The organism is Candidatus Amarolinea dominans (assembly GCF_016704685.1).
GTDB lineage: Bacteria > Chloroflexota > Anaerolineae > SSC4 > Amarolineaceae > Amarolinea > Amarolinea dominans.
In genome coordinates this window covers 14,465-39,074 of the sequence record NZ_JADIZS010000028.1, presented here as the reverse complement: position 1 = coordinate 39,074, position 24,610 = coordinate 14,465, and the positions used below count along the sequence as shown (strand labels likewise).

Annotated in this window: 24 protein-coding genes; 18 read left to right on the top strand and 6 right to left on the bottom strand. The window is 63.6% G+C overall.

From position 1 onward, the window contains the following. Positions 1-13: 13 nt before the first annotated feature. Positions 14-187, top strand: a complete 174-nt coding sequence (locus tag IPF85_RS18305) for a hypothetical protein (protein ID WP_343409498.1) — start codon at positions 14-16, stop codon at positions 185-187. Between the two features lie 117 nt (positions 188-304). Here IPF85_RS18305 and IPF85_RS18300 read toward each other — a convergent pair whose 3' ends face one another. Continuing rightward, positions 305-1,105: a VOC family protein gene (locus IPF85_RS18300; RefSeq protein ID WP_343409497.1), complete on the bottom strand. Its 801-nt coding sequence runs from the start codon at positions 1,103-1,105 to the stop codon at positions 305-307. Between the two features lie 413 nt (positions 1,106-1,518). On the opposite strand from IPF85_RS18300, the gene pulA reads away from it, so the two are divergent. From pulA to IPF85_RS18285, 3 genes are all read left to right on the top strand, one after another. Continuing rightward, positions 1,519-5,883 carry a pullulanase-type alpha-1,6-glucosidase gene (gene pulA / locus IPF85_RS18295; protein ID WP_343409496.1) on the top strand — a complete coding sequence of 1,455 codons (4,365 nt, stop codon included), beginning with the start codon at positions 1,519-1,521 and terminating at the stop codon, positions 5,881-5,883. Positions 5,884-6,006: 123 nt separating this feature from the next. After that, the gene (locus tag IPF85_RS18290; RefSeq protein WP_343409495.1) at positions 6,007-6,900 is read left to right on the top strand and encodes a fused MFS/spermidine synthase; all 894 of its coding nucleotides are present in this window, start codon (positions 6,007-6,009) and stop codon (positions 6,898-6,900) included. Continuing rightward, positions 6,845-7,570 carry a fused MFS/spermidine synthase gene (locus tag IPF85_RS18285; RefSeq protein ID WP_343409494.1) on the top strand — a complete coding sequence of 242 codons (726 nt, stop codon included), beginning with the start codon at positions 6,845-6,847 and terminating at the stop codon, positions 7,568-7,570. Before IPF85_RS18290 ends, IPF85_RS18285 begins: the two co-directional genes overlap by 56 nt. A gap of 57 nt (positions 7,571-7,627) precedes the next feature. Here IPF85_RS18285 and IPF85_RS18280 read toward each other — a convergent pair whose 3' ends face one another. Further along, positions 7,628-8,320 carry an N-acetylmuramoyl-L-alanine amidase gene (locus IPF85_RS18280; RefSeq protein ID WP_343409493.1) on the bottom strand — a complete coding sequence of 231 codons (693 nt, stop codon included), beginning with the start codon at positions 8,318-8,320 and terminating at the stop codon, positions 7,628-7,630. A 174-nt stretch (positions 8,321-8,494) separates the two neighbouring features. Between IPF85_RS18280 and IPF85_RS18275 the strand changes: the two genes are divergently transcribed. After that, positions 8,495-9,604 carry a RodZ domain-containing protein gene (locus tag IPF85_RS18275; RefSeq protein WP_343409492.1) on the top strand — a complete coding sequence of 370 codons (1,110 nt, stop codon included), beginning with the start codon at positions 8,495-8,497 and terminating at the stop codon, positions 9,602-9,604. Then, positions 9,598-10,947: a 30S ribosomal protein S12 methylthiotransferase RimO gene (gene rimO / locus IPF85_RS18270; protein WP_343409491.1), complete on the top strand. Its 1,350-nt coding sequence runs from the start codon at positions 9,598-9,600 to the stop codon at positions 10,945-10,947. The genes IPF85_RS18275 and rimO overlap by 7 nt, the downstream gene beginning before the upstream one ends. Positions 10,948-10,959: 12 nt before the next feature. Here rimO and IPF85_RS18265 read toward each other — a convergent pair whose 3' ends face one another. Both IPF85_RS18265 and IPF85_RS18260 read right to left on the bottom strand, forming a co-directional pair. Then, a complete protein-coding gene (locus IPF85_RS18265) occupies positions 10,960-11,427 on the bottom strand; it encodes a hypothetical protein (RefSeq protein WP_343409490.1) in 468 nt (155 codons plus the stop codon). A gap of 1 nt (position 11,428) precedes the next feature. Continuing rightward, positions 11,429-11,812: a DUF1232 domain-containing protein gene (locus IPF85_RS18260; RefSeq protein WP_343409489.1), complete on the bottom strand. Its 384-nt coding sequence runs from the start codon at positions 11,810-11,812 to the stop codon at positions 11,429-11,431. 170 nt (positions 11,813-11,982) lie between these two features. On the opposite strand from IPF85_RS18260, the gene IPF85_RS18255 reads away from it, so the two are divergent. The 6 genes from IPF85_RS18255 (at position 11,983) to IPF85_RS18230 (ending at position 15,987) form a co-directional block, all read left to right on the top strand. Continuing rightward, a complete protein-coding gene (locus tag IPF85_RS18255) occupies positions 11,983-13,221 on the top strand; it encodes a hypothetical protein (protein ID WP_343409488.1) in 1,239 nt (412 codons plus the stop codon). After that, positions 13,218-13,538, top strand: a complete 321-nt coding sequence (locus IPF85_RS18250; protein WP_343409487.1) for a helicase-associated domain-containing protein — start codon at positions 13,218-13,220, stop codon at positions 13,536-13,538. The genes IPF85_RS18255 and IPF85_RS18250 overlap by 4 nt, the downstream gene beginning before the upstream one ends. A gap of 110 nt (positions 13,539-13,648) precedes the next feature. Beyond that, entirely contained in the window at positions 13,649-14,350 is a 702-nt protein-coding gene (locus tag IPF85_RS18245) for a hypothetical protein (RefSeq protein ID WP_343409486.1), read from the top strand. After that, on the top strand, positions 14,260-14,682 hold the full coding sequence (locus tag IPF85_RS18240) for a CPBP family intramembrane glutamic endopeptidase (RefSeq protein WP_343409516.1): 423 nt from the start codon (positions 14,260-14,262) through the stop codon (positions 14,680-14,682). The genes IPF85_RS18245 and IPF85_RS18240 overlap by 91 nt, the downstream gene beginning before the upstream one ends. Continuing rightward, on the top strand, positions 14,642-15,856 hold the full coding sequence (locus IPF85_RS18235) for a ribonuclease H-like domain-containing protein (RefSeq protein WP_343409485.1): 1,215 nt from the start codon (positions 14,642-14,644) through the stop codon (positions 15,854-15,856). The genes IPF85_RS18240 and IPF85_RS18235 overlap by 41 nt, the downstream gene beginning before the upstream one ends. Continuing rightward, positions 15,856-15,987: a hypothetical protein gene (locus IPF85_RS18230; protein WP_343409484.1), complete on the top strand. Its 132-nt coding sequence runs from the start codon at positions 15,856-15,858 to the stop codon at positions 15,985-15,987. Before IPF85_RS18235 ends, IPF85_RS18230 begins: the two co-directional genes overlap by 1 nt. 102 nt (positions 15,988-16,089) lie before the next feature. On the opposite strand, the gene IPF85_RS18225 is transcribed toward IPF85_RS18230, so the two are convergent. Further along, positions 16,090-16,425 carry a hypothetical protein gene (locus IPF85_RS18225; RefSeq protein WP_343409515.1) on the bottom strand — a complete coding sequence of 112 codons (336 nt, stop codon included), beginning with the start codon at positions 16,423-16,425 and terminating at the stop codon, positions 16,090-16,092. 682 nt (positions 16,426-17,107) lie between these two features. Here IPF85_RS18225 and fabF point away from each other — a divergent pair. From fabF to IPF85_RS18205, 4 genes are all read left to right on the top strand, one after another. After that, on the top strand, positions 17,108-18,385 hold the full coding sequence (gene fabF / locus IPF85_RS18220) for a beta-ketoacyl-ACP synthase II (protein WP_343409483.1): 1,278 nt from the start codon (positions 17,108-17,110) through the stop codon (positions 18,383-18,385). Between the two features lie 30 nt (positions 18,386-18,415). Continuing rightward, the gene (locus IPF85_RS18215) at positions 18,416-19,627 is read left to right on the top strand and encodes a beta-ketoacyl-ACP synthase III (RefSeq protein WP_343409482.1); all 1,212 of its coding nucleotides are present in this window, start codon (positions 18,416-18,418) and stop codon (positions 19,625-19,627) included. A 4-nt stretch (positions 19,628-19,631) separates the two neighbouring features. Beyond that, positions 19,632-20,000 carry a metallopeptidase family protein gene (locus IPF85_RS18210; protein WP_343409481.1) on the top strand — a complete coding sequence of 123 codons (369 nt, stop codon included), beginning with the start codon at positions 19,632-19,634 and terminating at the stop codon, positions 19,998-20,000. A 92-nt stretch (positions 20,001-20,092) separates the two neighbouring features. Further along, positions 20,093-21,139: a Uma2 family endonuclease gene (locus IPF85_RS18205; protein ID WP_343409480.1), complete on the top strand. Its 1,047-nt coding sequence runs from the start codon at positions 20,093-20,095 to the stop codon at positions 21,137-21,139. A gap of 179 nt (positions 21,140-21,318) precedes the next feature. Here IPF85_RS18205 and IPF85_RS18200 read toward each other — a convergent pair whose 3' ends face one another. Further along, a complete protein-coding gene (locus IPF85_RS18200; protein ID WP_343409479.1) occupies positions 21,319-21,540 on the bottom strand; it encodes a hypothetical protein in 222 nt (73 codons plus the stop codon). Between the two features lie 358 nt (positions 21,541-21,898). Here IPF85_RS18200 and htpG point away from each other — a divergent pair, with 358 nt between their 5' ends. Both htpG and IPF85_RS18190 read left to right on the top strand, forming a co-directional pair. After that, a complete protein-coding gene (gene htpG, locus IPF85_RS18195; RefSeq protein WP_343409478.1) occupies positions 21,899-23,794 on the top strand; it encodes a molecular chaperone HtpG in 1,896 nt (631 codons plus the stop codon). Between the two features lie 43 nt (positions 23,795-23,837). Continuing rightward, a complete protein-coding gene (locus IPF85_RS18190) occupies positions 23,838-24,605 on the top strand; it encodes a sulfite exporter TauE/SafE family protein (protein WP_343409477.1) in 768 nt (255 codons plus the stop codon). The last annotated feature ends 5 nt before the right edge of the window (positions 24,606-24,610 follow it).

The window sequence follows — 24,610 nt, the reverse complement described above, 5'->3', positions numbered from 1 at the left end:
AGACACGATCTTCATGCACCTGCAAATTCTGCTCCACACCGGCGAGGCGGGACTCCCCGAACTGCTGAGCATGATCTTCTTGCTGATCGCCGCGCTGTTCGTGCTCGTCGTTGCCCTGCGCAGCCCGCGGCTGCCGCGCTACCAGCGTCGCGCCCGCTCGAAGGGCGATCAACATCAGCCCAAATGATCCCACTTCGAGCAAGGAATTCTCACACAAAGACGCCGGGACACGAAGAAAAACTGTTGCCTTCGCGTCCTGGCGTCTCTGCGCCCTTGCGTTCAGAAATTCAGCGCACGACCGTCGTCACGCACCGGGCGGCGGATCCACAAAGGCCGGGTCAATCTGCATGGCGGTAAAAACGGCGCCCTGCGGGTCTTGCAGCACCGCAAAGTGCCCCATGTCTCCGGCCGACGTGGACGGCACCAACACACGGCCGCCGAGCGCCTGCGCCGTCGCCGTGATGGCGTCCAGGTCTGTCACCATGAAGTAGATCGCCCAGTTCGGCGGCACATCGCCCCAGTTCTCGTCTATTTGCATCATGCCGGCGTGGCTCCGCCCGTTCTGGACGAAAACCGTGTAGCCATTGGCGTCGGTTTCGCCGCTCCAGCCAAACACGTGCTGGTAAAAGGACTGCGCCTGCGCGGCGTTGCGTGTTTGCAGCTCGGTCCACACCAGGGTATTCGGTATATTCACCAACTGTGCGCCGATGTGCTGGCGCGGCTGCCAGACGCCAAACATCGCGCCGGTTGGATCCTGCGCCATCATCAGGCGGCCTTCGGACATGACATCCATCGGCGGCATCATCACTATGCCGCCGGCCTCGGCGATCCTGGCCGCGACGCCATTCGCGTCATCGCTCTTCACATACGCGCTCCAGAACGACGGCACGCCCTGCGCCTGCAGATCCGGACTCAACGGGCCAAGTCCGGCCACCGTCTTACCCTCTATCATCAGCATCGTGTACACCGGCCCCATGTCGGTCGGCCGGTCCTCAATTTCCCAGCCAAACAACCCCGCATAGAACGCCTTCGCGCCTTCCGGGTCCGTGGACGACAGGTCAACCCAACAGAAAATCCCGTCAGGATACTCCTTCACGACATACATAGGTTTGCTCCTTTGCTCTCACGCGACGTAGATCATACATCAACCAACAGGGTAGACAATTATAGCACAAATAGAACATTTGGTCTAATTCACCCTTTGCGATTTGCGGTTGCCGATTTGCGATTGCCGATTTGCTCTCTGATCTCTGCACTTTGCACTTTGTCCTTTGCACTTTGTCCTTTTCCACTTTACAGACTGCCCAAATGCGGGTACAATTCCGTTATCGTAATCACACATGACAGCGCAAACGACCCGCCTGTCATCACCTGAACCCCCGCGCCGTGCGTGCAATGGCAAACACAAGGAGGTGCATTCGATCTGATTCTTCACCCCATCGCGCTGCTCCCCGCTGTCGAACAAATTCCAACATCAGTTTACCCTTGGTTGTCGCAACTCAGAGGAGATCACTCATTATGCCATCCCATTCTCGTGCCCATACCCTGGGGCGCTTGCTCTTGATGGTCATGCTGGCCGTGCAACTGCTGGCCGGCGCGCTACCGGCCGGCGCCGATCATACCCCCCCACCCACCGTTGTCAATATCCCCGGCTCATTGCAGCAAGAACTGGGCTGTCCGGGCGATTGGCAGCCCGACTGCGCCGCCACCTATTTGGCCTACGACGCGGCCGATGATGTCTGGCAAGGCACCTACACGGTGCCGGCCGGCAGCTATGAGTACAAAGCCGCGCTCAACGACGGTTGGGGCGAGAACTACGGCCTCAACGCCGTCCCCGGCGGCCCCAACATCCCGCTCAACCTGGCCGCTGACACCAGCGTCAAGTTCTACTACGATCACAAGAGCCACTGGATCACCGACAACCAGGGCTGGACCATCGCCACCGTGCCGGGCAATTTCCAGAGCGAACTCGGCTGCCCTGGCGATTGGTCACCGGACTGCCTCCGCAGTTGGCTGCAGGACACCGACGGCGACGGCATCTACACCTTCACCACCACCGCCATCCCCGCCGGCTCGTACGAAGGCAAGGCAGCCCTCGACGAGAGCTGGTCGGTGAACTACGGCGCAGCCTGCCAGCAGGGCGGGGCCAACATCCCCTTCACCGTCGCCAGCGATGGCGCCGAAGTCTACTTCCAGTACAACGCCGCCACCCACTGCCTGGACATCAACACCGTGGGCGCACCGCGCGGCGACCTGTCAACCGCCAAAGCCCTGTGGGTCAGCGGCGACACCATCGCCTGGAATGCATCCGGCGGCAGCGCCAACAGCTATGAGCTGTTTTACGCGGCCAATGGCGGCATGACCCTGGCGCCCACCGGTATCGAGGGCGGCGACGCGATTGCCTTGACCTACGATCCGGCCGGCCTCAGCCCGGAGATTCAGGCCAAATTCCCGCACGTGGCCGGCTATGACGCGCTCAAGATCAGCCCCAGCGACCTGCCGATGGTCAAGGGCCTGCTCACCGGTCAGATCGCCATGCAGGCCAGGAACGCCGACGGCAACCTGGCGGACGCCACCTCCCTGCAAATCCAGGGCGTCCTCGACGACCTCTACACCTACGGTGGCGCGCTCGGCGTCACCTTCGATGGCGGCGCACCCACCCTGGCCGTCTGGGCGCCCACCGCCAAGAACGTGACCCTGCACGTCTATGATGACTCGACCACCACGACCGACGCCACCTTCCCCATGACTCTCGACACGAGCACCGGCGTCTGGGGCATCACCGGCGACGCTGGCTGGATGGGCAAGTTCTACCTGTTCGAGGTTGAAGTCTACGTGCGCGGCACGGGCCAGGTTGAGCACAACATGGTGACCGACCCGTACTCCTTCAGCCTGAGCATGAACAGCATGCGCAGCCAGATCGTTGACTTGAATGATCCCGCGCTCATGCCCGCCGATTGGGACAGCTTCGAGAAACCGGCGCTCTCCTCGTTCGAGGATATCTCGATCTACGAGCTGCACGTGCGCGACTTCAGCATGAATGACGCCACCGTGCCGGCCGAACATCGCGGCAAATACCTGGCCTTCACCGACAGCGCCAGCAACGGCATGACGCACCTGAGCAGCCTGGCCGCGGCCGGCTTGACGCACCTGCACCTGCTGCCGGTGTTCGACATCGCCAGCGTCAACGAGGATGCCAGCCAACGCCAGGAGCCGGACTGGGCGCAGCTCGCGTCCTACCCGCGCGATTCCGATCAGCAGCAGGCGATCATCGGCCCGCTGCGCGACCTGGATGGCTTCAACTGGGGCTATGATCCGTATCACTACACCACCCCGGAAGGCTCCTACGCCAGCGATCCGGATGGCACGGCCCGCATTCTGGAATTCCGCCAGATGGTGCAGGCGCTGAACGAGGCCGGCCTGCGCGTGGTCATGGATGTGGTCTATAACCACACCAACGCCAGCGGCCAGAACGATCGCTCCGTCCTCGACAAAATCGTGCCTGGCTACTACCATCGCCTGAGCGTGCTGGGCAGCGTCGAAACCAGCACCTGCTGCCAGAACACCGCCAGCGAATTCAACATGATGGAAAAACTCATGGTGGACTCACTGGTGACCTGGGCCACGCAGTACAAGGTGGATGGCTTCCGCTTCGACCTGATGGGCCACCACATGAAGCGCAACATGGAAACGGTGCGCGACACCCTCTGGGCGCTCACCCCTGACCAGAACGGCGTGGATGGCGCCAGCATCTACCTCTACGGTGAAGGCTGGAACTTCGGCGAAGTCGCCAACAACGCCCGCGGCGTCAACGCCACCCAGATCAACATGGCCGGCACCGGCATCGGCAGCTTCAACGATCGCCTGCGCGATGGCGCTCGTGGCGGCGGCCCCTTCAGCCCCCTGCAACAGCAGGGCTTCATCAGCGGCCTCTACTACGATCCCAACGACGCCGACCAGGGCACGACCGACCCGCGCGCCAAGCTGTTGCACTACATGGACTGGGTTCGCATCGGCCTGGCGGGCAACCTCGCCGCGTTCACCTTCATTGACAAGGATGGCAACCTGGTGCGCGGCGACCAGATTGACTACAACGGCTCGCCGGCCGGCTACAACGCCGACCCGCAGGAGAATATTGTCTACGTGTCGGCCCATGACAACGAAACCCTGTTCGATGCCATTCAAGCCAAGGCCGCCATCTCCAACAGCATCGAGTCACGCGTCCGTATGCAGATGATGGGCCTCAGCCTCACCAGCCTGGCGCAGGGCGTCCACTTCTTCCATGCTGGCGATGATCTGCTGCGCTCGAAATCGCTCGACCGCAACAGCTACAACTCCGGCGACTGGTTCAACCGCCTGGACTTCTCCTACCGCGACAACAACTGGGCCGTTGGTTTGCCGCCCGCCGGGGACAATCAGAGCACCTGGGCCATCATCGGGCCGCTCTTCCGCAACCAGGATCTGCGCGCCCATGGCCGTGACATTGTGGCGACCGCGGATCATTTCCAGGAAATGATGACCATCCGCAACAGCTCGGCTTTGTTCGACCTGGCGACCGCGGATGATGTGATGTCACGCGTCACCTTCTTCAACACCGGGCCGGACCAGACGCCCGGCCTGATCGTGATGTTCATCGCCGATCGTGTGGGTGGCGCCAATCTTGATCCGTATCATGACAGCGTCGGCGTCTTCTTCAACGCCAGCGATGAGGCTCAAGCCTACCAGATGCCGACCAGCAGCGAGTATCACCTGCATGAAGTGCAGGCCAACTCGGCCGATCCGATCGTGCGCACGGCGACGTTCGACCGGAGCACAGGCACCTTCTACGTGCCGGCGCGTACCACCGCCGTCTTCACCGCGTACGATCCGCCGGCCATCGAGGCCAGCATCGAGGTGACTCCCACCACCGCGCTGGTCGGCAGCACCGTGGATGTGCAAGTACGCAACCGCAACATCGGCGGCCCCGGCCAGGGCCTGCTCCACCTCGTGCCCCTGAACACGAACCTGGTGCGCTACCAGGACGGCAGCGTCTACGGCGGCGCCATCCCGGTTACACTGCCAATGGGCGAGGCCCTGCGCATCTACCAGACCCGGGGCTTCCAGGCACTGCTGAGCCAGATGCCAGCCACGGGTGATGTGGTAGCCATCGCCTGGCTGGGTAACCAGGACATGGGCCAGGAAGTCCGCTTCGGCTTCAAGGTCACAGTGCAAACCGCGGCCGCCGGCCAGTCTGTTACCTTCGACGATACGGTGATGTACCAGAACCAGGTCCTGGCCACCGCCACCGCCAGCGTCACCGTCCCGCCGCTCAACGCCTATGAAGAGATTCTGCAGGATGGGCTTAACGGCTACGACGGCACCGGGGATGTCTTCCTGGACGCCTGGTCGCCTGACACCAACTACGCGGGCAGCAAGTGGATGATCATCCGCCAGCCCAACACCCGATCGGTGCTGGTGCGCTTCAACTTGGCGCACATCTCCCCCTACGCCCTGGTGGGTCAGGCGCAGATCGGCTACTACGTCACCTACGCGGCCGGCAATCCGGTCACGGTGGACGCCTACCAGGTCTACAGACCGTGGGTTTCACACAAGGCCACCTGGAATCGCGTCAACCGTGATGACCTGTGGCAGACGCCGGGCGCCAACGGCGTGGACGATCGCGCTCAAACCGCCACCGACAGCGTGACGTCCAGCAGCGCCGGGCATTGGATCTGGTTCAACGTCACCGACCTGGCCCAGGGCTGGGTCGCCAGCCCGGAGGCGAACAACGGCGTCCTGCTCAAGGGCGTGGGCACGGCCAATGCCGAACTGATCGTGGCCGGCTCGAAGAGCCTGAACCCCACCTTCCGCCCGCAGATTCGTTTGATCTACCAGGCGCCCTGACACCTGAGAGCACTCTGAGGCTGGGCGAACGCCCCGCGGCAGCATGCACACGATGCGCTGTCGAGGCGTTCGCTCAGTCAGACGATTCTCTGCGCCAATGTCAGCGTTGTCTGAGAACTCACCTTGTCCATTTCATCTGTCCGTTTCCTCAACCTGCTGGTCTTCACGGCCGGCCTGGTAACGCTAGGGGTCGAGCTGGCCGGTTCACGCCTGCTCGACCCCTGGTTTGGTAATTCCCTCATCGTTTGGGCCAACCTGATCGGGCTGATTCTGCTCTACCTCGCGGCCGGCGCCTGGCTGGGCGGCCGCGTGGCGGACCGCTCGCCGCACGCCGAAACCCTCTTCCGCCTGACGGCCTGGGGCGCAGGCGCGGTCGGCCTGATCCCGGTGCTCAGCCGCCCGCTGTTAGCCCTGGCCGCTGATGCCTTCGACGCCTACGACGCTGCCCTGCTCATCGGTTCGTTCCTGGCCGTGCTGGCCCTCTTTGCGATCCCGGTCATCCTGCTGGGCTGCGTCACCCCCTTCGCGCTGCGCCTCGTGCTGACCGATGTGCAGCACAGCGGGCAGACGGCCGGCCGCCTGTCGGCGTTGGCGACGCTGGGCAGCATCAGCGGGACGTTTGGCACGGTGCTCCTGCTCATTCCCAACGTCGGCACGCGCCGCACCTTCTTCCTGCTCAGCCTGCTGCTGCTGGGCCTGGCGCTCGGCGGCCTGTGGCACGCACGACGACGCCCGCCCTGGTCATACATCATCCTCTGGCTGCTGATCCTAACGCTGGCGCTGCAAAACCCGGGCGCCGTCAAGTCACAGACCGATCTTAGCGGCGGAGGAAGGGTAGAATTTGAAACGGAGTCGGCCTACAACTACATCCAGGTGTTGCAGCGACAGGGTGAGGTGCTCCTGAAGCTCAACGAGGGGCAGGGAATTCATTCGGTCTACCGGCCTGGCGGCGGCCTGGCCGATGGTATCTGGGATTACTTCTTGCTGGCCCCGTTTTTTCAGCCCGACGCCGCATGACCCGGCTGATGTGCAGCGCATGGCGCTGATTGGCCTGGCCGGCGGCACCATCTCCAGCCTCTACAGTCAGGTCTACGGGCCGCTGCCCATTGATGGCGTGGAGCTTGACCCGGCCGTCATCGCGGTGGGGCGCCGTTGGTTTGGCATGAACCAGCCCAATCTCAACGCGGTGGCCCAGGATGGTCGCTATTTTCTGGCCCACACCGCCGCACGCTACGATGTCATTGCGGTTGATGCCTACCGTCCACCGTACATCCCCTTTCATCTGACCACCGTGGAGTTTTTCAGCAGTGTGCGTGAGCATCTGACCCCCAACGGCGTGGTTGCCATCAACGTGGCGCGCACCGACGACGACTATCGCCTGGTGGACGCGCTGACGGCCACGCTGCACGCGCTTTTTCCCAGCGTCCTCATCATTGATGAGCCGACCAACGGCGCGACCCTGGGCAACAGCCTGGTCATCGCCAGTCAACAGCCGGTCACGCTGGCCGATTGGGAGACCAACACCGCTCGGCTCACCCATCCCCTTCTCGTGACCGTGGCCCAGCGCGCCCGCGGGCATGTACGCCTCGCGCCGGCCACAGCAGCGGGCAAGCCGTGGCGCGATGACCTGGCGCCGGTCGAACAGACGATGCATGGCCTGATCCTGCGCTTTCTGCTGGCAGAGTAGGCGCGTGAAACCGAAATGGGTCTTGCTTCGTTGTGGTCAGGGATTGTTGCGTCTGAGTCAGCGGTCGGCGTCGAGGAAACAAAGCACGCTTTCGCTGACGCCCCAAGCCAGGCGCTCCTGCTGCGTGGTCAACAATTGGCGGTCGCCGCCCAGAAAACCAAGCTCCAGGATCACCGCAGGCGTGGCCGCGGCGATGCGATTGAAGGCGTAGTATTGCGTCATGTTGTGGCTGATCGAATTGAGGTGTTGCGGCAGGCCGCTCTTTTGACCGTACTCGCGATAGACACAGCGCAGGAACTTGTCTTCCAGCAGCGGCTGCGCACTCTGTTCCGAGCGGGCCGCCTTGTAACCGCTCAGCGCGACGCACGAATCGGCGTGGATCGAGATGAAGGCGTCGGCCTGATAGCCATCCAGGCGGGCATCCTTTTCGGCCAGAACATCTACGCTGGCGCCGGCCTGGGTCAGGCGCTCGGCCACCAGGCGGGCCACGGCCTGGGTGATCTGGGTCTCCTGCAAGCCATCGTCGCACACCGCTCCCGAATCGTAGTTCATGTGCCCGGCGATGATGCCCACCGTCTTGCCCGCAACCGCGCGCAACGGGCGCTGGCGCGGGACGCGGTTGGGATCATCCCAGGGCCAGGCAAAACCGGCGGCGCTGCTGCGCCAGGAGAGCCAGCCGGCCACCAGCAGGATGACCAACGTGAGCAAGAAGGCGGTGCGCTCAAGGCGCTTGACAGTAGATCGGCGCATAGATGATTCAGGTTTAGCGGGTATGATAATGGCACGGCCCCATTTCGGCAAGCGCAGCGAGCGGTGATTGCAGGCAGGGCATTTGACAAACCCAAAGGGGCCGGGTATAGTCAGCGCGTGCAGCTATACTGCAAGCGATGAACGAGACGCGAGATAGCGGAGGATCAAACAGGCATGGTTGAACTGGGCCAATGGTTGCGTGAAACCCGTGAGACCAAGGGGCTGAGTCTGGCCCAGGTCGAGGGCGCCACACGTATCCGCCAAAAATACCTGGCTGCCCTGGAATCAGGGGAGCCAGAAGAACTGCCCGGCGATGTGCCCACGCGCGGGTTCCTCCGTAACTACGCCACCTTCCTCGGCCTGGATGCCGATGAGGCGGTACGCCGCCTGGGCAAACCCCGAGCCGAAGTCATGCAGATCGCCAAAGTGGCCGAACAGGCCATGGGGCCACGTGCGGTTGACTATCGGCCCATAGAAGTTGAACTACACCATGAATCGCCGTTCACCGCGCGCTGGTTGGCCATTGGCCTCCTGATCGGCATTGCGCTGGTGGCCCTGGTGCTGGGCGTCTGGGCGTGGCGTACCAATCCCCAACTGCTCTCCGGCCTTCTGGCGCCGCTCAGCACGGCGACACCCACGAGTACCGCCACCGCACCGGCCAATACGACCGCCCCAACGGCCACGCCCGACATCTACCGCATCACAGCCACGCCAACGGCAGGCATCTTCCTGCTGCCCACTCCCACCCCCACGGCAACGCCCATCTCCACGGCGGCCCCAACGCCCACCATGACCCCCCCCACGACGGAAATGGAGGTGGTGGTGCGAGCCGTGCAGCGCGCCTGGGTGCGCGTGCTGGCCGATGAACAGGTAGTCCTGGAGAAGGTGCTGGAGGCCGGCAGCGAGCAGCGCTGGCAGATACAATACAGCTTCGTCCTGCGCACAGGCAACGCAGGCGGTGTCGAGGTCACCATCAACGGTGAGGCGCAGGGCGCCCTGGGCAGCCTCGGCGGGATCGAAGAATGTACCTGGACCCTGGCGGATGGATTAGTGTCGCGGCGGTGTGGCAATGATGGCGACAGTACCGTGACCTCCAGCGTGACAGTAACCGCTACATCCATGACGCCTTCGCCGACCAGCGTCACCGGCGCCTCAACGCCGGCTGCCACCGCAACGCCCGGTCGCACGCCCACGCCTGGGCAATCCTCCAGGCTGATGCCGCAGGGGAACCCTGCCCACCCCTGCGCACCCCTGCCCAACGAGATAATGAGTACGCTGTGCTGACCTATTATTTACTGACCCTCGGCTGCCCCAAAAACCAGGTTGACAGCGAAGGCATGGCCATGCTGATGCTCCAGCGCGGCTATGGATCCACGGCGAATCCGGACCAGGCTGATGTGCTCATCGTCAACACGTGCGGTTTTCTGGAGGCGGCCAAAGAAGAATCCATTGCCGTCTTGCGCGACCTGGGCAAGCACAAACGCCACAATCAGGTGTTGATCGCGGCCGGCTGCCTGGCGCAGCGCAATGGCGCCGAGATCGTGCGCCGCGTGCCGCGCGTGGATGGCCTGCTGGGCACCCGGCGCTGGCTGGAAATTGTGCAGATGGTGGAAACGCTGCGCGGCGGACGCAATCGCCGCGGCCAGGGGCGCTACGAGTTGGTAGGTGATCCTGAAATCCCGCAGCCTGACGCCACCCCACGGCCCGGCGTGGTGGCGGGCAGCGCCTACCTGAAGATCTCCGATGGCTGCAACGCCCCGTGCGCCTTCTGTTCCATCCCTTCCTTCAAGGGCGGTCTGCGCAGTCGCCCCTTTGCCGGCATCGTCGCGGAAGCAGAGGCGCTGGCCGCGGCCGGCGCGCGTGAGCTGATCGTGATTGCTCAGGATTCCACCGACTACGGCCGCGACCGCGGGGAAGCCAATTCCCTGCCCGCCCTGCTCAACGCCATCTGCAATCGGGCCGCGGGCCTGCGCTGGCTGCGCCTGATGTACGCCTATCCGGGGCATGTCAGCGATGAGTTAATCGAGATGATGGCGAGCCAACGCACCATCGTGCCCTACCTGGACATGCCGTTACAGCATGGGCACCCGGACACCCTGGCGCGCATGAAGCGGCCCAGCAGCAGTCAGTGGGTGACGAAGACAGTGGGCAAGCTGCGCAGCGCCCTGCCTGACCTGGCCCTGCGTTCGACCTTCATCGTCGGTTTTCCTGGCGAAACCGAGGCCGAGTTCCAGGGCCTGCTCGACTTCGTTCACGAGGTGCAGTTCGACAAGCTGGGGGTCTTTACTTTCAGCCCCGAACCGGGCACCCCGGCCTTCGATATGCCCAACCAGGTGCCGGCCGCACTCAAAGAGGAACGCCGCCAACGCCTGATGGCCGCGCAGCAGCCCATCTCCCTGGCCCGCAACCAAGCCCAGGTGGGACGGGTGCTCGACGTACTCATCGAAGGCTTCGACAATGGGTATAGCGTGGGTCGCAGCTATCGCGACGCACCTGAGGTGGATGGACTGGTGCTTGTACCAGGCGCCCGGCCGCACCCGGTTGGAGAAATGCTGCCGGTGCGAATCAACAGCGCCCTGGAGTATGATTTGGTGGGCGAGGCGCTCGGTGAGTTAGTGCTCCGGTAGTGACGAAACCGCTCAATCGCCCAACAGCCTGGCCAGGAACCCCTTCGATCGGCTATCGGCCGCGGATCGCGGCGCGGTCAGCGTGCGCAACTGGGCCTGCAGACGCTGCACCTGCTCCAGCAGCGTGTTGACCGCCGCCTCGGCCGCCTGCATACGCGCCTCGACGCCCTCACGCCGCGCTTCGTCACGCCGTCGCAGTTCTGTCAAGTCACGCTCCAGTGACAACATGCGGTCGCGCAGACGCTGATTCTCCGCCTTCAGGTTGAAGTTGTCCTGCACCACCACGCCGATCAGGTCGCGATTGGCCTGTTGGCCGTTCAAGATCGCGCGCTGGGCGTCGGCAAGGCTGCGCAGGCTGGCAGCCACAACCATGACCGCTGCTTCTGGCCCCGCGGTCATGACGGCGACATCCTCGGCATCAGCCTCAGTCGCGGTCAGCAATTCGGTTGACAGGTCGGCGTCTGCAAGCGATTCACTCATGCTACTTGTCCATCACCCGGTAGGTGCCATCCACCACGCGGCCCTTCGTCTCCGCGCCGCTGCCCGGCGTACTGGCGGCGTCGCCAGGGCCGGCGCTGCTGGCTGGTGGTGTCTGGCCCCGATGGAATGCCACCACCTCCGGCGGCGCCAGCATGACAAACAGGCGCATGGCGATCAACACAATGGCCAGGTCATCCAACTGCCCGAGGACCGGCACCAGATCAGGGATCAGGTCAATGGGGAAGATGGTATAGGCCAGGGCCATCAGCGGCAAGAGTAATTTCGTGGAAGCAGGCACGCGCCGATCCAGGAGCAGCTTCCACACCAGGTTGAGTTGTCTGAGCAGGTCGGCCAGCAGGCCTCTGCGATCGTTGGTCTGATTCATGTGATTCCTCACAACATGATCTATCTGTTATAATACCCCTCTGCGTCGCCCTATTGTAATGCCAAGTGCGGCAAATGCCAAGCGGCCTGGCATACAAAACGCGGCGATCTTCAGCAAAAACGCCGGGCGGGCGATTTTCTGCGGGGTTGACCGATGCGCATGGCGTCCGAATGATGCTTACTCTGACCCAAACCTTAACCGATTACCCGGTGTCGCTCCTGCGTGCCATCGCCGATGCACGCGGGCTTCAATCGTTAGTACACGCCGCCACACCGGCCGCGTTGGCCGTGGAGTTGAGCGCGGCGTTGGCCGATCCTGGCTCGATTGTGGATGCGGTGGAGCGGCTGCCGGAGACGGCGCAGACGCTGCTGGCGGCGCTCGTGCAGGCCGGCGGCGCGATGACTGCGCCGTCGTTTGCCCGCCTGGCCGGCGAGGTGCGTCAGGGCGGACCGGCCTGGCTGGCGCGTGAACAGCCCTGGCTGGCGCCCATCAACGCGGCTGAAGTGCTCTGGTATCAGGGGCTGATCGGCCGTGCGTTTGCCACGGTCGGCGGCGAAACCGGCGACTTCATCTTTGTGCCGGTTGATGTCCTGGCCTGGCTCCCCAGCGCCAGCGTGACGACCGGCGCGTCGCTGCAATTGCCGCTGGCGCCGGCGCCTGGCACGGTGCATCTCAGCAGCTACCGCCTTGCCCTGGATGCCGGTACGCTGCTGGCCTTCGTGCAAAACAATGAGGTGATGCAGGACCCGACCGGGCGCTGGCGCGCCAGTGATCTGGCGGCGCTCAATCAACAACTGCTGGCGCCGCTGCCCGAAGCTTCACTGAAAGGGGCGACGGGGGCAGCCGGGGCGGCGGATGGCGGCGATCGCCTGAGCTTACTGCTCACCCTGGGACAAGCCCTGGGCTGGTGGCGAACGCACGGCGGCCGGCTGCGCCTGCTGGCGACGCCGGCGCGCAGTTGGCTGCAAGCGCCGGCGCCGGATCAAGCCCATGCCCTCTGGCAGGCCTGGCTTGCCTCCACCGAGTGGGACGACCTGCGCCGCGTGCCCGACCTGCGCTGTGAGGGCAGCGGCTGGCGCAATGATGCAGTGGCGACGCGACGCCGCCTGCTGGTCCACCTGGCTACCATCCGCCCTGGGGTCTGGCACCGCCGCGAGGATCTGGTAGCCGCCATACGGCGGCATGATCCCGACTTTCAGCGCAGCGATGGCATCTACACCACCTGGTACATCCGGCGCAGTCACGAATCCACCTACCTGCTGGGCTTCGAGCACTGGAACGAGGTCGAAGGCGCGCTGCTGCGCTTCCTGATCGCCGGTCCGCTGCACTGGCTCGGCGCGCCGACATCGGCGCATCAGGACACGGCGAAACGGCCGGCGAGCACGGCCCACTGGACACCCTGCGCGTGACGAGTCAGGGCGCGGCCTGGCTGGCCGGTCAACCGCACCGGGTCAATGCACCGCCGCCCGCTCCCATTCGCGTGGAGGCCGATTTCAACGTATATGTGCCCCACAGCGCGGCCGCGTTCGATCGCTTTCGGGTGGCGCGCTGCACGCAGTGGGAGGCCAGCCAGCCCGATTTCCGCTATCGCATCACGCAGACCGCGCTGCGCCGCGCGGCCGCGGCCGGCGTAACGGCCAACCGCGTGCTGGCTTTTCTGCGTTATGTCACACAAGGGCAACTTCCAAGCAACGTGGCGCGGGCACTGGAGAAACTCGAAAGCTAAAATAAAGGTAACTATTCAGGTACCTTGCGCCGACTACAGCCGAAGAATTCGGGCCCCGCCGAACCATTTTTCGAACCGGCTGGATTACAAGTAAAGGACGGTTCGATCCGATGGTCTTCTTGCAGTTCGTTCCTTTCATCGCGCTGCTGATCGCGGCCAACCTGGCCGAGCGCAGCGCCGGCTGGCGCATCCTCACCTACCTGTTGGTGACGCTGCTCAATATCGTCATGATTCTCTTCAGCTTTATCTGCTTACTCATGCCGGCCCATGCTGGCAACGCAGGCGGACAATCCCCTCGAACGATCTGCCCTTCCAGCCTCACTGGACTGCGCTGGGGCTTTGGCTGTTGGCAACCGGCCTGCTCGCCTTCCTGCCCTGTCATTCCTGCGCTGCGCCGCGGCCTGGCCGCGCTGTTGCCGCTCGACCCGCGTCCAGTGGTTCATGCCACCGCCTGGTTTTCGCTTTATCTGCTCGGCTCCGTGCCCATTCAGTTAGCCATGCTGGGCGGCAGCTTGGATTCGCTCTCGGATATGGGCAGCCTGCTCGACATCTCCGCGCTGTGGCAGCAGGGCGCGGCTTTCATCATCATGGGGCTGTTCGGCGTGGGCCTCTGGCTGCGCCGCAGCACCGATGAAGTCACCGAATCGCCTCGGACTGCACATGCCCAGCGCGCGCCAGTGGGGCCTGGTCGTCGGTCTGGCCGTCCTCTTCGTCTTGCTCGATCAAGGGTGGCCTGGGCCTGGGGCAAACTTCGATCCCTGGTCAGTTTCGAGCGCATCGGCAAGGTGTCGGAACGCTCTTTGGCGGCCTGATCACGCCGCTGGGTGCGCTCACCATCGGGCTGTCGGCCGGCCTGGGTGAAGAGTTGATCTTCCGCGGCGCGCTGCAGCCGCGCTTTGGCCTGATCCTCACCTCGTTCCTGTTCGCGGTCATCCATGTGCAGTACGGCCTTAGCCCCGCCGTCGTGCAGGTTTTCGTGCTGGGCCTGGTCCTGGGCATCATCCGTCAACGCGGCAACCTGACCATGTCCATCGCCTGCATACGCTCTACAACGCCACCCCCTCGTGGTGTTGGCCTTGGTCATCCCCAGCAGTTGACGGCTCATGAACGCAGACCTGCAGGCACAACTCGATCGGATCGCTGACCGGCTGGGAATCAGCCGGGGGATGACCCCAGGCGCAACAGCGCCGCGCCCCCCTGTCCGGCCAATGGCGGCCTCGACCGGCCGCAGCATCGAGATACTGATCCCCGGTCAGGAGATCGAGACGCCGCACGGGCCATGCTTCGTGCGCGAGGTGGTCTATCCTGGCTCAACGCTGCGCAGCCGCTACGCGCTGGCTGCCTGCCTCGGTCAGCCGCTGGACACGCTGGCCGCCCTCTATCCCGAAGCCAACCTGGATAACTTCGACTTCGCCCGCGCCGCGTTCCTGGACACGGAGACGAGCGGGCTGGGCGGCGGCGCCGGCACCTACGCGTTCATGATCGGCGTCGGCGTCTTCGAACCGTCCTCCGGCCCGCCGGTTAGCCAGGAGGAAGCGAGCGCCCCGGCGCCCCCCGCGTTCAAGGTGCGCCAGTTCTTCATGCGCAGCGAGCGCGAAGAACGCGCCGTCTTACACGCGCTGGCCGGCGTGCTGGATGCAGCCACGAGCCTCGTTTCCTTCAACGGTCGCGCCTTTGACTTGCCGCTGCTGACCAATCGCTTCATCATGCACCGTCAGACCCCGCGCCTGACCACCGCGCCGCATCTCGATCTGCTGCACCCGGCGCGACGCGTCTGGCGCCAGCGCCTGCCCTCCTGCGCGCTCAGCAGCCTGGAAACGCAGATCCTGGGGCTGCGCCGCGATCAGGCCGACGTGCCGGGCTGGTTGATCCCCTCCCTCTACTTCCAGTATCTGCAGACGGGCGATGCCCAGGACCTGGTGGGCGTCTTCTACCACAACCTGGAAGACATCCTCTCCATGGTCACGCTGGCCTCCACGCTGACCCGCCTGCTGGCCGATCCGTGGGCCGGCGAGGACGATCCACGCGCTCGACATGGCGGCCCCGGGGGACACCTACGACCAGGCCAGGGCGGCCTGCGGAGGCCGAGCGCGCCTACCGCGCCGCGCTCTCGCGTCCGCGGCCGGACGACGTGCGACTGCACACCTCCAGCCGGTTGGGGCAACTGCTCAAGCGGTTGCAGCGTCTGTCCGAAGCTGCGGAAACCTGGCAGGACTGGATCACGCACGTCACGCGCAGCGCAAACGTCAAGGATCTGGAGCCCTACGTGGAGCTGGCGAAGTACCACGAGTGGCACGCCAACGATTGCACGGCGCTGATGTGGACGCGTTGGGGTGAGCATGAAGTCGAAGCCTGGCCGCGCTCACCCGCGCGGCGGGAAGCACTGGCCGGCTTGCAGCATCGGCGTGAGCGCTTGCAACGCAAGCTGCAGGGCAAAGAAGGAGCGTAGAAGCGAGACTGATAGAAATACAAGGTCGTGCCGCCCACCGTGCGCCCAGCTTTCTCTGCCACGAATTTCACTAATTTGCACGAATTCCAGGGGCTTTTCGTGTCAATTCGTGTCATTCGTGGCATTCGTGGCAAGAATCCGCCCGGCTTTCTCTGCCACGAATTTCACTAATTTGCACGAATCAAGCTTCTGTCTTCGTTTCGATTCGTGCAATTCGTGGCCGAAAATCGGGCCGATGGTCTCCTTGACCCGGTTGCCGTCCGCGTCGTACACATAGCTGGCCGTGACGCCCCCGCCGCTGATGCCGATCAGCCGGTTCTCTGCATCGTAGGTCAGCGTGACATCTTGACTGCCATCGAGGCGCCGTGTTGTACCACTTCTGCCATCTTTGAGTTTCACTCCAGAAATTGTCTCAAGCAAACTCGGAAACCAAACCATGGACACTTGGCATCTGGTATCTCCGCACCGCGACATGCGCAACGGTGATCAGTGGCCTCCAGACTGGTCGCCCATGAACTACTTCTTATAGAGCGCACGCCAGCATTTCCTTCTCCAACCCAATCGGTCGTTGGAAACGTTGGGTAACTCGATGGTACATCGTAACACCATTCGAATGTGTTACCATGCATATCACACAAAGTTCGTTGTACTGTGTCTTGCCAACGTAATAGACGCCGCCGTTGCTCTGTACCGTGTCGAGTAACCCCTGCGTCGTGTACGCATAGTGTACCTGCTCGCCAATCTGACTCGCACTGCCGCCGGGGTATTTCATCCACAGCGGTCGATCGGCGGAATCGTAACTCTCGTGCCGATAGTTTTGCACACCACAGAGCAAGAATCCTGTACATCCTGTTCATCCTGTCCAAATCGGCCTGCAGGGTGAGCAGTTACAAAATTCGTGACATTTGCAGCAAAATTCCACCAGCGTGCTCAACGCGACTCTCGCCACGAAAGTTCCGTCAATTTTGCGCGACTCACCGGCGCGTCGTTTGCGGCTTGATAGTGTTATAATGAGACGAAGCGTAAAATATCAGTGAGCGCCGCCCAGCGTTGGGCCTGACTGCAGCACGCGGTCATTTCCCACGCCGCGGCGTTTCTTATGCACAGCGGGAGGTTGCCAGTGAACAGACGTGTCGTAGTCACCGGGATGGGAACGATTTCACCGGTTGGCTTGAATGTTCCCACGGCCTGGGAAGCCCTCAAGGCGGGCAAGAGCGGCGTGGGACGGATTACCGCGTTCGACCCATCCCCGTTCAAGACGCAAATTGCGGCCGAGGTCAAAGGTTTTGACCCTACCAAGTTCATGGATACCAAAGAAGCGCGGCGCCTCGATACCTACATTCATTATGCCTGGGCGGCGACCGTCGAGGCCCTGGCCGATTCCGGGCTTGACCTGGCGCACGAGGATCGCGAACGTGTCGGCGTCATCGTGGGGTCGGCCGTGGGCGGCATCGGGACACTGCTCAGCCAGTACGATATCCTGCAGCAGCGGGGGCCGCGCCGCATCAGCCCCTTTTTCATTCCCGCCATGCTGGTGGACAGCGCCGGCGGTCAGATTGCCATTCAACTGGGCATCCGCGGGCCGAACATGGCCGTAGTCAGCGCGTGCGCCACCGGCACCAGCGCCGTGGGCGAGGCGGCCGAAGTGGTAGGGCGCGGCGATGCCGAGATCATGATTGCCGGCGGGGCCGAGGCGGCCGTTGTGCCGCTCACCCTGGGCGGCTTCGATGTGATGGGCGCCATGTCCACGCGCAACGACAACCCCGAAGGCGCGTGCCGTCCGTTCGACGCCAACCGCGATGGTTTCCTGATGGGTGAAGGCTCCGCCATCCTGATCGTGGAGGCGCTCGACCATGCCCTGGCCCGCGGCGCCCGCATCTACGGCGAAATCCTGGGCTATGGCGGCAGCGCTGACGCCTATCACATGGCCGCGCCGGCTGAAAATGGCGAAGGCGCGGTCGTTGCCATGAAGTTGGCGATCCGCAAGGCCGGCATCAAGGTTGAGGAGATTGACTACATCAACGCGCATGGCACGGGCACCCGATTGAACGACAAGGGTGAAACCACGGCCATCAAAGCCGTCCTGGGCGATCATGCCTACCGGGTAGCCATCAGCTCGACCAAGTCCATGACCGCGCACTTGCTGGGCGGGGCGGGAGCCTTCGAGGTCATGGTCTGCCTCAAGGCGTTGACGGAAGGCATCATCCCGCCAACCATCAACTACGAAACGCCTGACCCTGCCTGTGATTTGGACTACACCCCGAACGTCGCGCGGCGCTTGCCCATCCATGTGGCGCTGTCAAACTCATTTGGCTTTGGCGGACACAATGCAAGTATCGTCGTGCGTCGCTGGTCGCAGCCAGAAAATGCCGCTGTGACAGGGACGACGGTTGCCTGAGAGGCAAGACCACAAGGAGAATGGATCGCCATGGCCCGCTATGCACAAATCGTCGGTTGGGGTTGCTATGTACCTGAGCGTGTGCTCACCAATCGTGACCTGGAAGGCATCATTGACACCTCCGATGATTGGATATTCAGCCGAACTGGCATCCGCGAGCGCCGCATTGCCACCAACCCGCGGGAGACGACGGCCACGATGGCTACCAAGGCCGCGGCCGCGGCCCTGCGCGTGGCCGGTGTGTCAGCCAACGAGGTGGATTTGATTATCTGCTCCACCTCCTCGCCCGAGCATCAATTTCCGGCCACGGCCTGCCTGGTGCAGGATGCCCTGGGCGCGGAGCACGCGGGCGCATTCGATCTGAGCGCGGCCTGCTCCGGTTTTGTCTACGCCCTGACGCTGGCGCGCAGCATGATCGCCACCGGGGCTGCGCAAAACGTGTTGGTGATCGGCTCCGAAACCCTCTCACGCATCGTGGATTGGAGCGATCGCACCACATGCGTGCTGTTCGGCGATGGCGCCGGTGCGGTGCTCCTAAGCGCCAGCGAGGAGCCTGGCGGCATCCTGGCCAGCGTGCTCGGTTCGGACGGCTCCGGCGGGGAGCTGCTCTCACTGCCGGCGGGCGGCAGCCGCATGCCCACCACGCTGGAGACCGTCACCGGCCGTCAGCATTATGTCAAAATGGACGGCGCCGCGGTCTTCCGCTTTGCCACCCGCATCATGGCCACGGCCACGCGCGAGGTGGTGCAGAAGGCCGGCCTGACCCTGGATGATATTGACCTGATCATTCCGCACCAAGCCAACGCGCGCATCATCGAATCGTCGGTGCATCGCCAACTCAAGATTCCGCGCGAGAAGATCTTCGTCAACCTGGAACGCTACGGTAACACCTCCACCGCCTCAATTCCGCTGGCGCTGTGCGAGGCCATCGAGTTGGGTCGCATCAAGAAAGGTGACCACCTCGTTTTCGTCAGCTTTGGCGCCGGGTTGACCTGGGCCGCGACGGCGATCAAGTGGGGCGCACCGGTGCCTGTTTCCCAGCCCAAGTGGTGGAAGGAGGCGCAGCGGCAGGGCGCGTACGGAGCGGCGCGCGCGCGTTCCACGGTGCGCCGTCTGCTGCGCAAGTATGACAGCCTGGCGGAAGATATCCGCGTGTCGGAGATCGAGCTGCCGGAACGGTTCCGCGTGCTGGGCCTGGGCAAGCGCGGGGTCAAGAAGCACGAGCAAAACGGTAACGAGTAGGCCCATGCTGAATCCTGAAGAATTCGAGGCCCTGGTGGTGGAAGCGGTCGCGGGCATGCCAGATCAGATTCTGGGCTATCTGCGCAATGTCGCAATCACGGTCGAGGTATGGCCGACGCCGGCGCACCTGGCTCGCAGCCGCGTGGGGCCAGGCTACACGCTGTTTGGTCTGTACGAGGGCATTCCGCTGATCCGCCGCGACTCCGGTTACAACCTGGTGCCGCCTGACCGCATCACCATCTTTCAGGGGCCGATCGAGCAGTTTTTTCGCACGCCCGAAGCGATCCGCGAACAGGTGCGCAAGACCGTCCTGCATGAAATCGCCCATCACTTCGGCTTCGACGAGCGGGAGATTCGCGATCTCGGCTATTGACACCGGGCGATGGCCGTGGTAAACTTTTCTCGCTTGCAGATGCCCTCGCTAGAATTACGTCTTATCCGTTATCATATCGTGATGGAGTTCATATGACCACGATGACCAAGCCGCGCGATCCTCCCCCACGCCCTGCTCCGCGCAGGGCGCCGACGGCAGCGCCCGCTGCGCCTGACGACAGCCGCTTCATCGTCCACCCGCTCCCCAGCGCCTACCCGAAGCACGGGCCGCCCACGCCAGAGGACCTGGCCGAACTTGCGGCCTGGGAACGCGAGGGTGGCATTGGGGTACTCCCGCGCCTGTTATGGCCCAAGATTGACCATATCATCACCGAGGACGACGAACCCGTGGACAACATCTTCTCCGAAAAGCAGCAGCGACTGTTGACCGAATCGCTCTACACCTCGTGGGCCGGGCCGGGGGAGGGTCGTCCTTTCCTGGCGGCGGCCAATGTGGGCCTTTTTATTACCGTAGAGTTCTCTCCGCTGGTGCCCGATGTCATGCTGGCCGTGGATGTACGCACCCATGCTTTCGATCTGTGGGCCAAGGAGCACCGCTCCTTTTTCATGTGGCACCATGGAAAAGCGCCTGAGATTGTGATCGAGGTGGTTTCGAATCGAGAAGGCGCTGAAAACACGCGCAAGCGCGTCCGCTACGCGGAGTTGGGCGTTTCCTACTACGTCATTTTCGACCCGCTCGATCAATTGGGCGAGGGTATTTTGCACGTTTTTCAACTACAGGGCCGCACGTACGTGGAACTTCCTTCACGCTGGTTTGCCGAGGCGCAGATCGGCCTGACGCTGTGGCAGGGCGACTACGAAGGGGTCACCGCCACCTGGCTGCGGTGGCGTGACGCACAAGGCAACTTGATTCCCACCGGCGCCGAACGCGCCAGAGCCGAACATCAGCGAGCCGAAGCCGAACGCCAGCGGGCTGAGACCGAACGCCAGCGGGCCGAGACCGCACGTCAGCGGGCCGAGGCTGAACGCCAGCGGGCCGAGGCTGAACGCCAGCGGGCCGAGGCTGAACGCCAGCGAGCTGAGACGGCTGAGCAGCAGGCCGCGTTGGCGCGCGACCGCAGCGAGCGGCTGCTGGCTCAACTGCGGGCGCTTGGCATCGAGCCAACGAACGGCGATTAGGTGTGCGGGGTCGTATCTCAACGCAGGGACGCCAGGGCGCAGGGGCGCAAAGAACCCCGCTGCGTCCTGGCGTCTCTGCGTCCTTGCGTTGAGAAATTCGACGCCAGGGCGCAGGGGCGCAAAGAACCCCGTTGCGTCCTGGCGTCTCTGCGTCCTTGCGTTGAGAACTTCAACGCACCTCAATCGTCGCTCTTACTGCCAATGAGGGTGATGTTGCAGCCAATCTGGTAGCTCGCCTCCGGATTGTCTGGATTCACGATCTTGCCACTGGCGTAAAAGCCCACGCTGCCCGTCTTGAACTCCTTGGCAGCCCCCACCAGCTCGCCCCATTTTTCGCCGTTTGGCCCAGTGATCGTCAACATGATGACTTTGGGCGCCTTGTCGTCGCGTTTACTTGCCATGTGATTCCTCCCTTTCGGTCACGATGAATGAAATGCCTGGCTCCTGACTTTTCTGCGCGGGTCGCACAGCCAGACCAGGATCGTATGATACCACCAGGGGCGCATGGCACGCAAGGCCGGTCATTCCAAATCAGCAAATCCAAATGGCCCCGGAATCGAGGCTTTAGCCGGTGCAGTTTGCGGCTTTGCTGGCCAAGAAACCGGCTGAAGCCTCCAATCCAGGTCCGATAAACGCCTGCATTTGGAATTCCTGGCTGCATGTGGTCGCTGTTTGTCTTTCGCCCAGATTTGACTAAAATAGCACGCCGGACGCCGCTCGATCGGCGCCCTGATTTTTCATGACGCGGAGAAGATAACCATGCCCGATCAGACCCAGCAATCCTATGAGTTTCGTGCGGAGATTCAGCAACTGCTGCATATCCTGGTTCATTCGCTCTACACCGAGCGGGAGATTTTCCTGCGTGAGTTGATCTCCAACGCGTCGGATGCCCTGAGCCGCGTGCAGTTCGAGATGCTCACCAATCAGAGCGTGCTTGACTTAGACGCGGCGTTGGCCGTACATATCACCTTCGATGCTGATGCCAAGACCCTGACGGTCAGCGACAGCGGCATCGGCATGACGCAGGCCGAGATGATCGAGAACCTGGGCACCATTGCCCATTCGGGCGCGGCCGCGTTTCTCAAGCAAGTGGCGCAAGAAAAGCGGCCGCTGACCGACATGATTGGCCGTTTTGGCGTTGGCTTCTACGCGGCGTTCATGGTGGCCGATCGCATCCAGGTTGTCTCGCGCTCCTACCGGCCTGACGCCGAGGCCGCCCAATGGAGCAGCACCGGCGACAATCAGTACAGCGTTGGCTCCGCCGAGCGGCCGGCGCGCGGCACCGATGTCATCCTGCACCTCAAGGAAGACGCCGCCGAATTCGTGACCGCCTGGCGCCTGGAACAGATCATCAAGAAGCACTCTGATTTCGTGGCGTTTCCCATCTATGTGCAGGACAAGGTGGCCAATCAGCGCACGGCTCTCTGGCGCCGCGCCCCGCGTGAGGTGACCGACGAGGAGTACGACACCTTCTACGAGCAGTTGACCCTCGACTTCGAGAAGCCGCTGCGGCACCTGCACTATGTGGCCGATGCGCCGGTGGATATTCACGCGGTGCTTTTCGTCCCGCGTACGCGTGAGAAGGGGATGATGAGCCTGCGCAAGGACTTTGGCCTGAAGCTCTATTCCAGCCATGTCCTGATCCAGGAGTACAACAAGGACCTGCTGCCCAACCATTTCCGCTTCATCGAAGGGGTGCTCGATTCCGAAGACATCCCGCTCAACGTGTCACGCGAGACGGTGCAGGCTAACCGCCTGCTGGTGCAGATTCAGAAGGCGCTGACCGGCCGCCTGGTCAAAGAACTGGGCGCCCTGGCGAGCGAGAAACCGGACGATTACCGCGCCTTCTGGCAGGAATTCGGCGGTTTCATCAAAGAGGGTGTCGCCACCGACATGGCCGGCATGGAGAGCCTGCTGCCCCTGCTGCGCTTTCGTTCCACGCAAGCGCCGGCCGGGGACGAATGGGTGTCGCTGGCCGGCTACGTCCAGCGCATGCAACCCGAGCAGAAGGAAATTTACTACATCCTGGGCGAGGACCTGACCTCGGTGCAGCGCAGCCCGCACCTCGATCCGCTCAAACAGCGCCATATCGAAGTGCTGACGCTGGTGGAGACGGTTGACAGCTTCATGATGGTGGCCCTGCGCGAGTTCGACGGCAAGCCGCTCAAGAACGTGGATAACGCCGATCTCGATCTGCCGCCGCTGCCGGAGCAGACAGATGAGCCGGCCGACGATGCCATGCCCGATGCCGACTTCGACCGGCTGCTGGCCCGCTTTACGGAGATTCTGGGCGATCGCGTGCAGGGCGTGCGGGCGTCGAAGGCGCTGAGCAGCAGCCCCTGCCGCCTGGTGTCGCCCGAAGGCGCCATGAACCAGGAGATGCAGCGCGTCTACAAGCTGCTCGATCAGCCGTTTACCGCGCCCAAGAAGGTGCTGGAGCTGAACCGCAGCCATGCCCTGGTGCAAGACCTGGCCTTCCTGGTGACGGCCGACCGCCAGGCTGACCTGGTGCGCCTGGAGATCGAGCAGTTGTACGAGAGCGCCCTGCTGCAAGAGGGCATCCATCCGAACCCGGCGGCGTTGGTCGCGGGGATTCAGGAACTGCTGGGCCATGCTGCGCACGCCGCGCGGCAGGTCGAAGGCAGGGCAGGCTGATGCCTGGCCGCGATCCGCGCAGCAAAGGAAACGGGCAGCCCGCATGGATGCTTTCAGCCTGAGCCATTGGATCATCCTGTTCCTGGCCGCGGCCGGGGCCGGCGCGGTCAATGCCATTGCCGGCGGGGGGACGCTGATTTCGTTCCCCACATTGACCGCGCTCGGCCTGCCGGCCGTAACGGCCAATGTCACCAACACCGTGGCCCTGACGCCCGGCTACCTGGGCGCAACGCTGGCGCAGGCGCGTGATCTGGCCGGGCAAGCGCGGCGCGTCTGGCTGCTCGTGCCGGTTGGCGCGCTGGGCGGGCTGCTCGGCGGCCTCCTGCTGCTGTGGACCAGCGAACGGCTCTTTCGCAACCTGGCGCCCTATCTGATCCTGCTGGCTTCGGGGCTGCTGGCCGCGCAACCCCGTGTGCGCGCCTGGGTGGCCGGCCGCCGGCGAGATGCCGCGGCGCCGCGCCATCCCGCCTGGGTGGCCGCGCCGATCTTCGCCGCGGCCATCTATGGCGGCTATTTCGGCGCCGGGCTGAGCGTGATCATCCTGGCCGTGCTGGGCGTCACCCTGGACGATGATCTGACGCGGCTCAACGCGCTCAAGCAGGCCATTGCCTTTGCCGTCAATGTGGCCGCGGCCCTCTTTTTCGTCTTCTCCGGCCGCGTGGTCTGGCCGGTTGCGCTGGTCATGGCCGCCGGCGCCATCGCCGGCGGGGTCATCGGCGGCCGCGTGGCTGGACAGATCGCGCCGGCTCTCCTGCGCCGGCTGGTAGTGACAATCGGCCTCAGCGTGGGGCTGTATTACCTGGTGGTGTGAATGGA

Bases quoted from the DNA above. Each gene is read 5' to 3' on its own strand.
- IPF85_RS18235 (WP_343409485.1), top strand. From the start codon at position 14,642: ATGAACGCAGACCTGCAGGCACAACTCGATCGGATCGCTGACCGGCTG.
- IPF85_RS18275 (WP_343409492.1), top strand. From the start codon at position 8,495: ATGGTTGAACTGGGCCAATGGTTGCGTGAAACCCGTGAGACCAAGGGG.
- IPF85_RS18280 (WP_343409493.1), bottom strand. From the start codon at position 8,320: ATGCGCCGATCTACTGTCAAGCGCCTTGAGCGCACCGCCTTCTTGCTC.
- IPF85_RS18260 (WP_343409489.1), bottom strand. From the start codon at position 11,812: ATGAATCAGACCAACGATCGCAGAGGCCTGCTGGCCGACCTGCTCAGA.
- IPF85_RS18300 (WP_343409497.1), bottom strand. From the start codon at position 1,105: ATGTATGTCGTGAAGGAGTATCCTGACGGGATTTTCTGTTGGGTTGAC.
- htpG (WP_343409478.1), top strand. From the start codon at position 21,899: ATGCCCGATCAGACCCAGCAATCCTATGAGTTTCGTGCGGAGATTCAG.
- IPF85_RS18190 (WP_343409477.1), top strand. From the start codon at position 23,838: ATGGATGCTTTCAGCCTGAGCCATTGGATCATCCTGTTCCTGGCCGCG.
- IPF85_RS18215 (WP_343409482.1), top strand. From the start codon at position 18,416: ATGGCCCGCTATGCACAAATCGTCGGTTGGGGTTGCTATGTACCTGAG.
- IPF85_RS18230 (WP_343409484.1), top strand. From the start codon at position 15,856: ATGTGGACGCGTTGGGGTGAGCATGAAGTCGAAGCCTGGCCGCGCTCA.
- IPF85_RS18255 (WP_343409488.1), top strand. From the start codon at position 11,983: ATGATGCTTACTCTGACCCAAACCTTAACCGATTACCCGGTGTCGCTC.
- IPF85_RS18305 (WP_343409498.1), top strand. From the start codon at position 14: ATGCACCTGCAAATTCTGCTCCACACCGGCGAGGCGGGACTCCCCGAA.
- IPF85_RS18210 (WP_343409481.1), top strand. From the start codon at position 19,632: ATGCTGAATCCTGAAGAATTCGAGGCCCTGGTGGTGGAAGCGGTCGCG.
- IPF85_RS18225 (WP_343409515.1), bottom strand. From the start codon at position 16,425: ATGGTTTGGTTTCCGAGTTTGCTTGAGACAATTTCTGGAGTGAAACTC.
- pulA (WP_343409496.1), top strand. From the start codon at position 1,519: ATGCCATCCCATTCTCGTGCCCATACCCTGGGGCGCTTGCTCTTGATG.
- IPF85_RS18245 (WP_343409486.1), top strand. From the start codon at position 13,649: ATGGTCTTCTTGCAGTTCGTTCCTTTCATCGCGCTGCTGATCGCGGCC.
- IPF85_RS18285 (WP_343409494.1), top strand. From the start codon at position 6,845: ATGGTATCTGGGATTACTTCTTGCTGGCCCCGTTTTTTCAGCCCGACG.
- IPF85_RS18265 (WP_343409490.1), bottom strand. From the start codon at position 11,427: ATGAGTGAATCGCTTGCAGACGCCGACCTGTCAACCGAATTGCTGACC.
- IPF85_RS18200 (WP_343409479.1), bottom strand. From the start codon at position 21,540: ATGGCAAGTAAACGCGACGACAAGGCGCCCAAAGTCATCATGTTGACG.
- IPF85_RS18205 (WP_343409480.1), top strand. From the start codon at position 20,093: ATGACCACGATGACCAAGCCGCGCGATCCTCCCCCACGCCCTGCTCCG.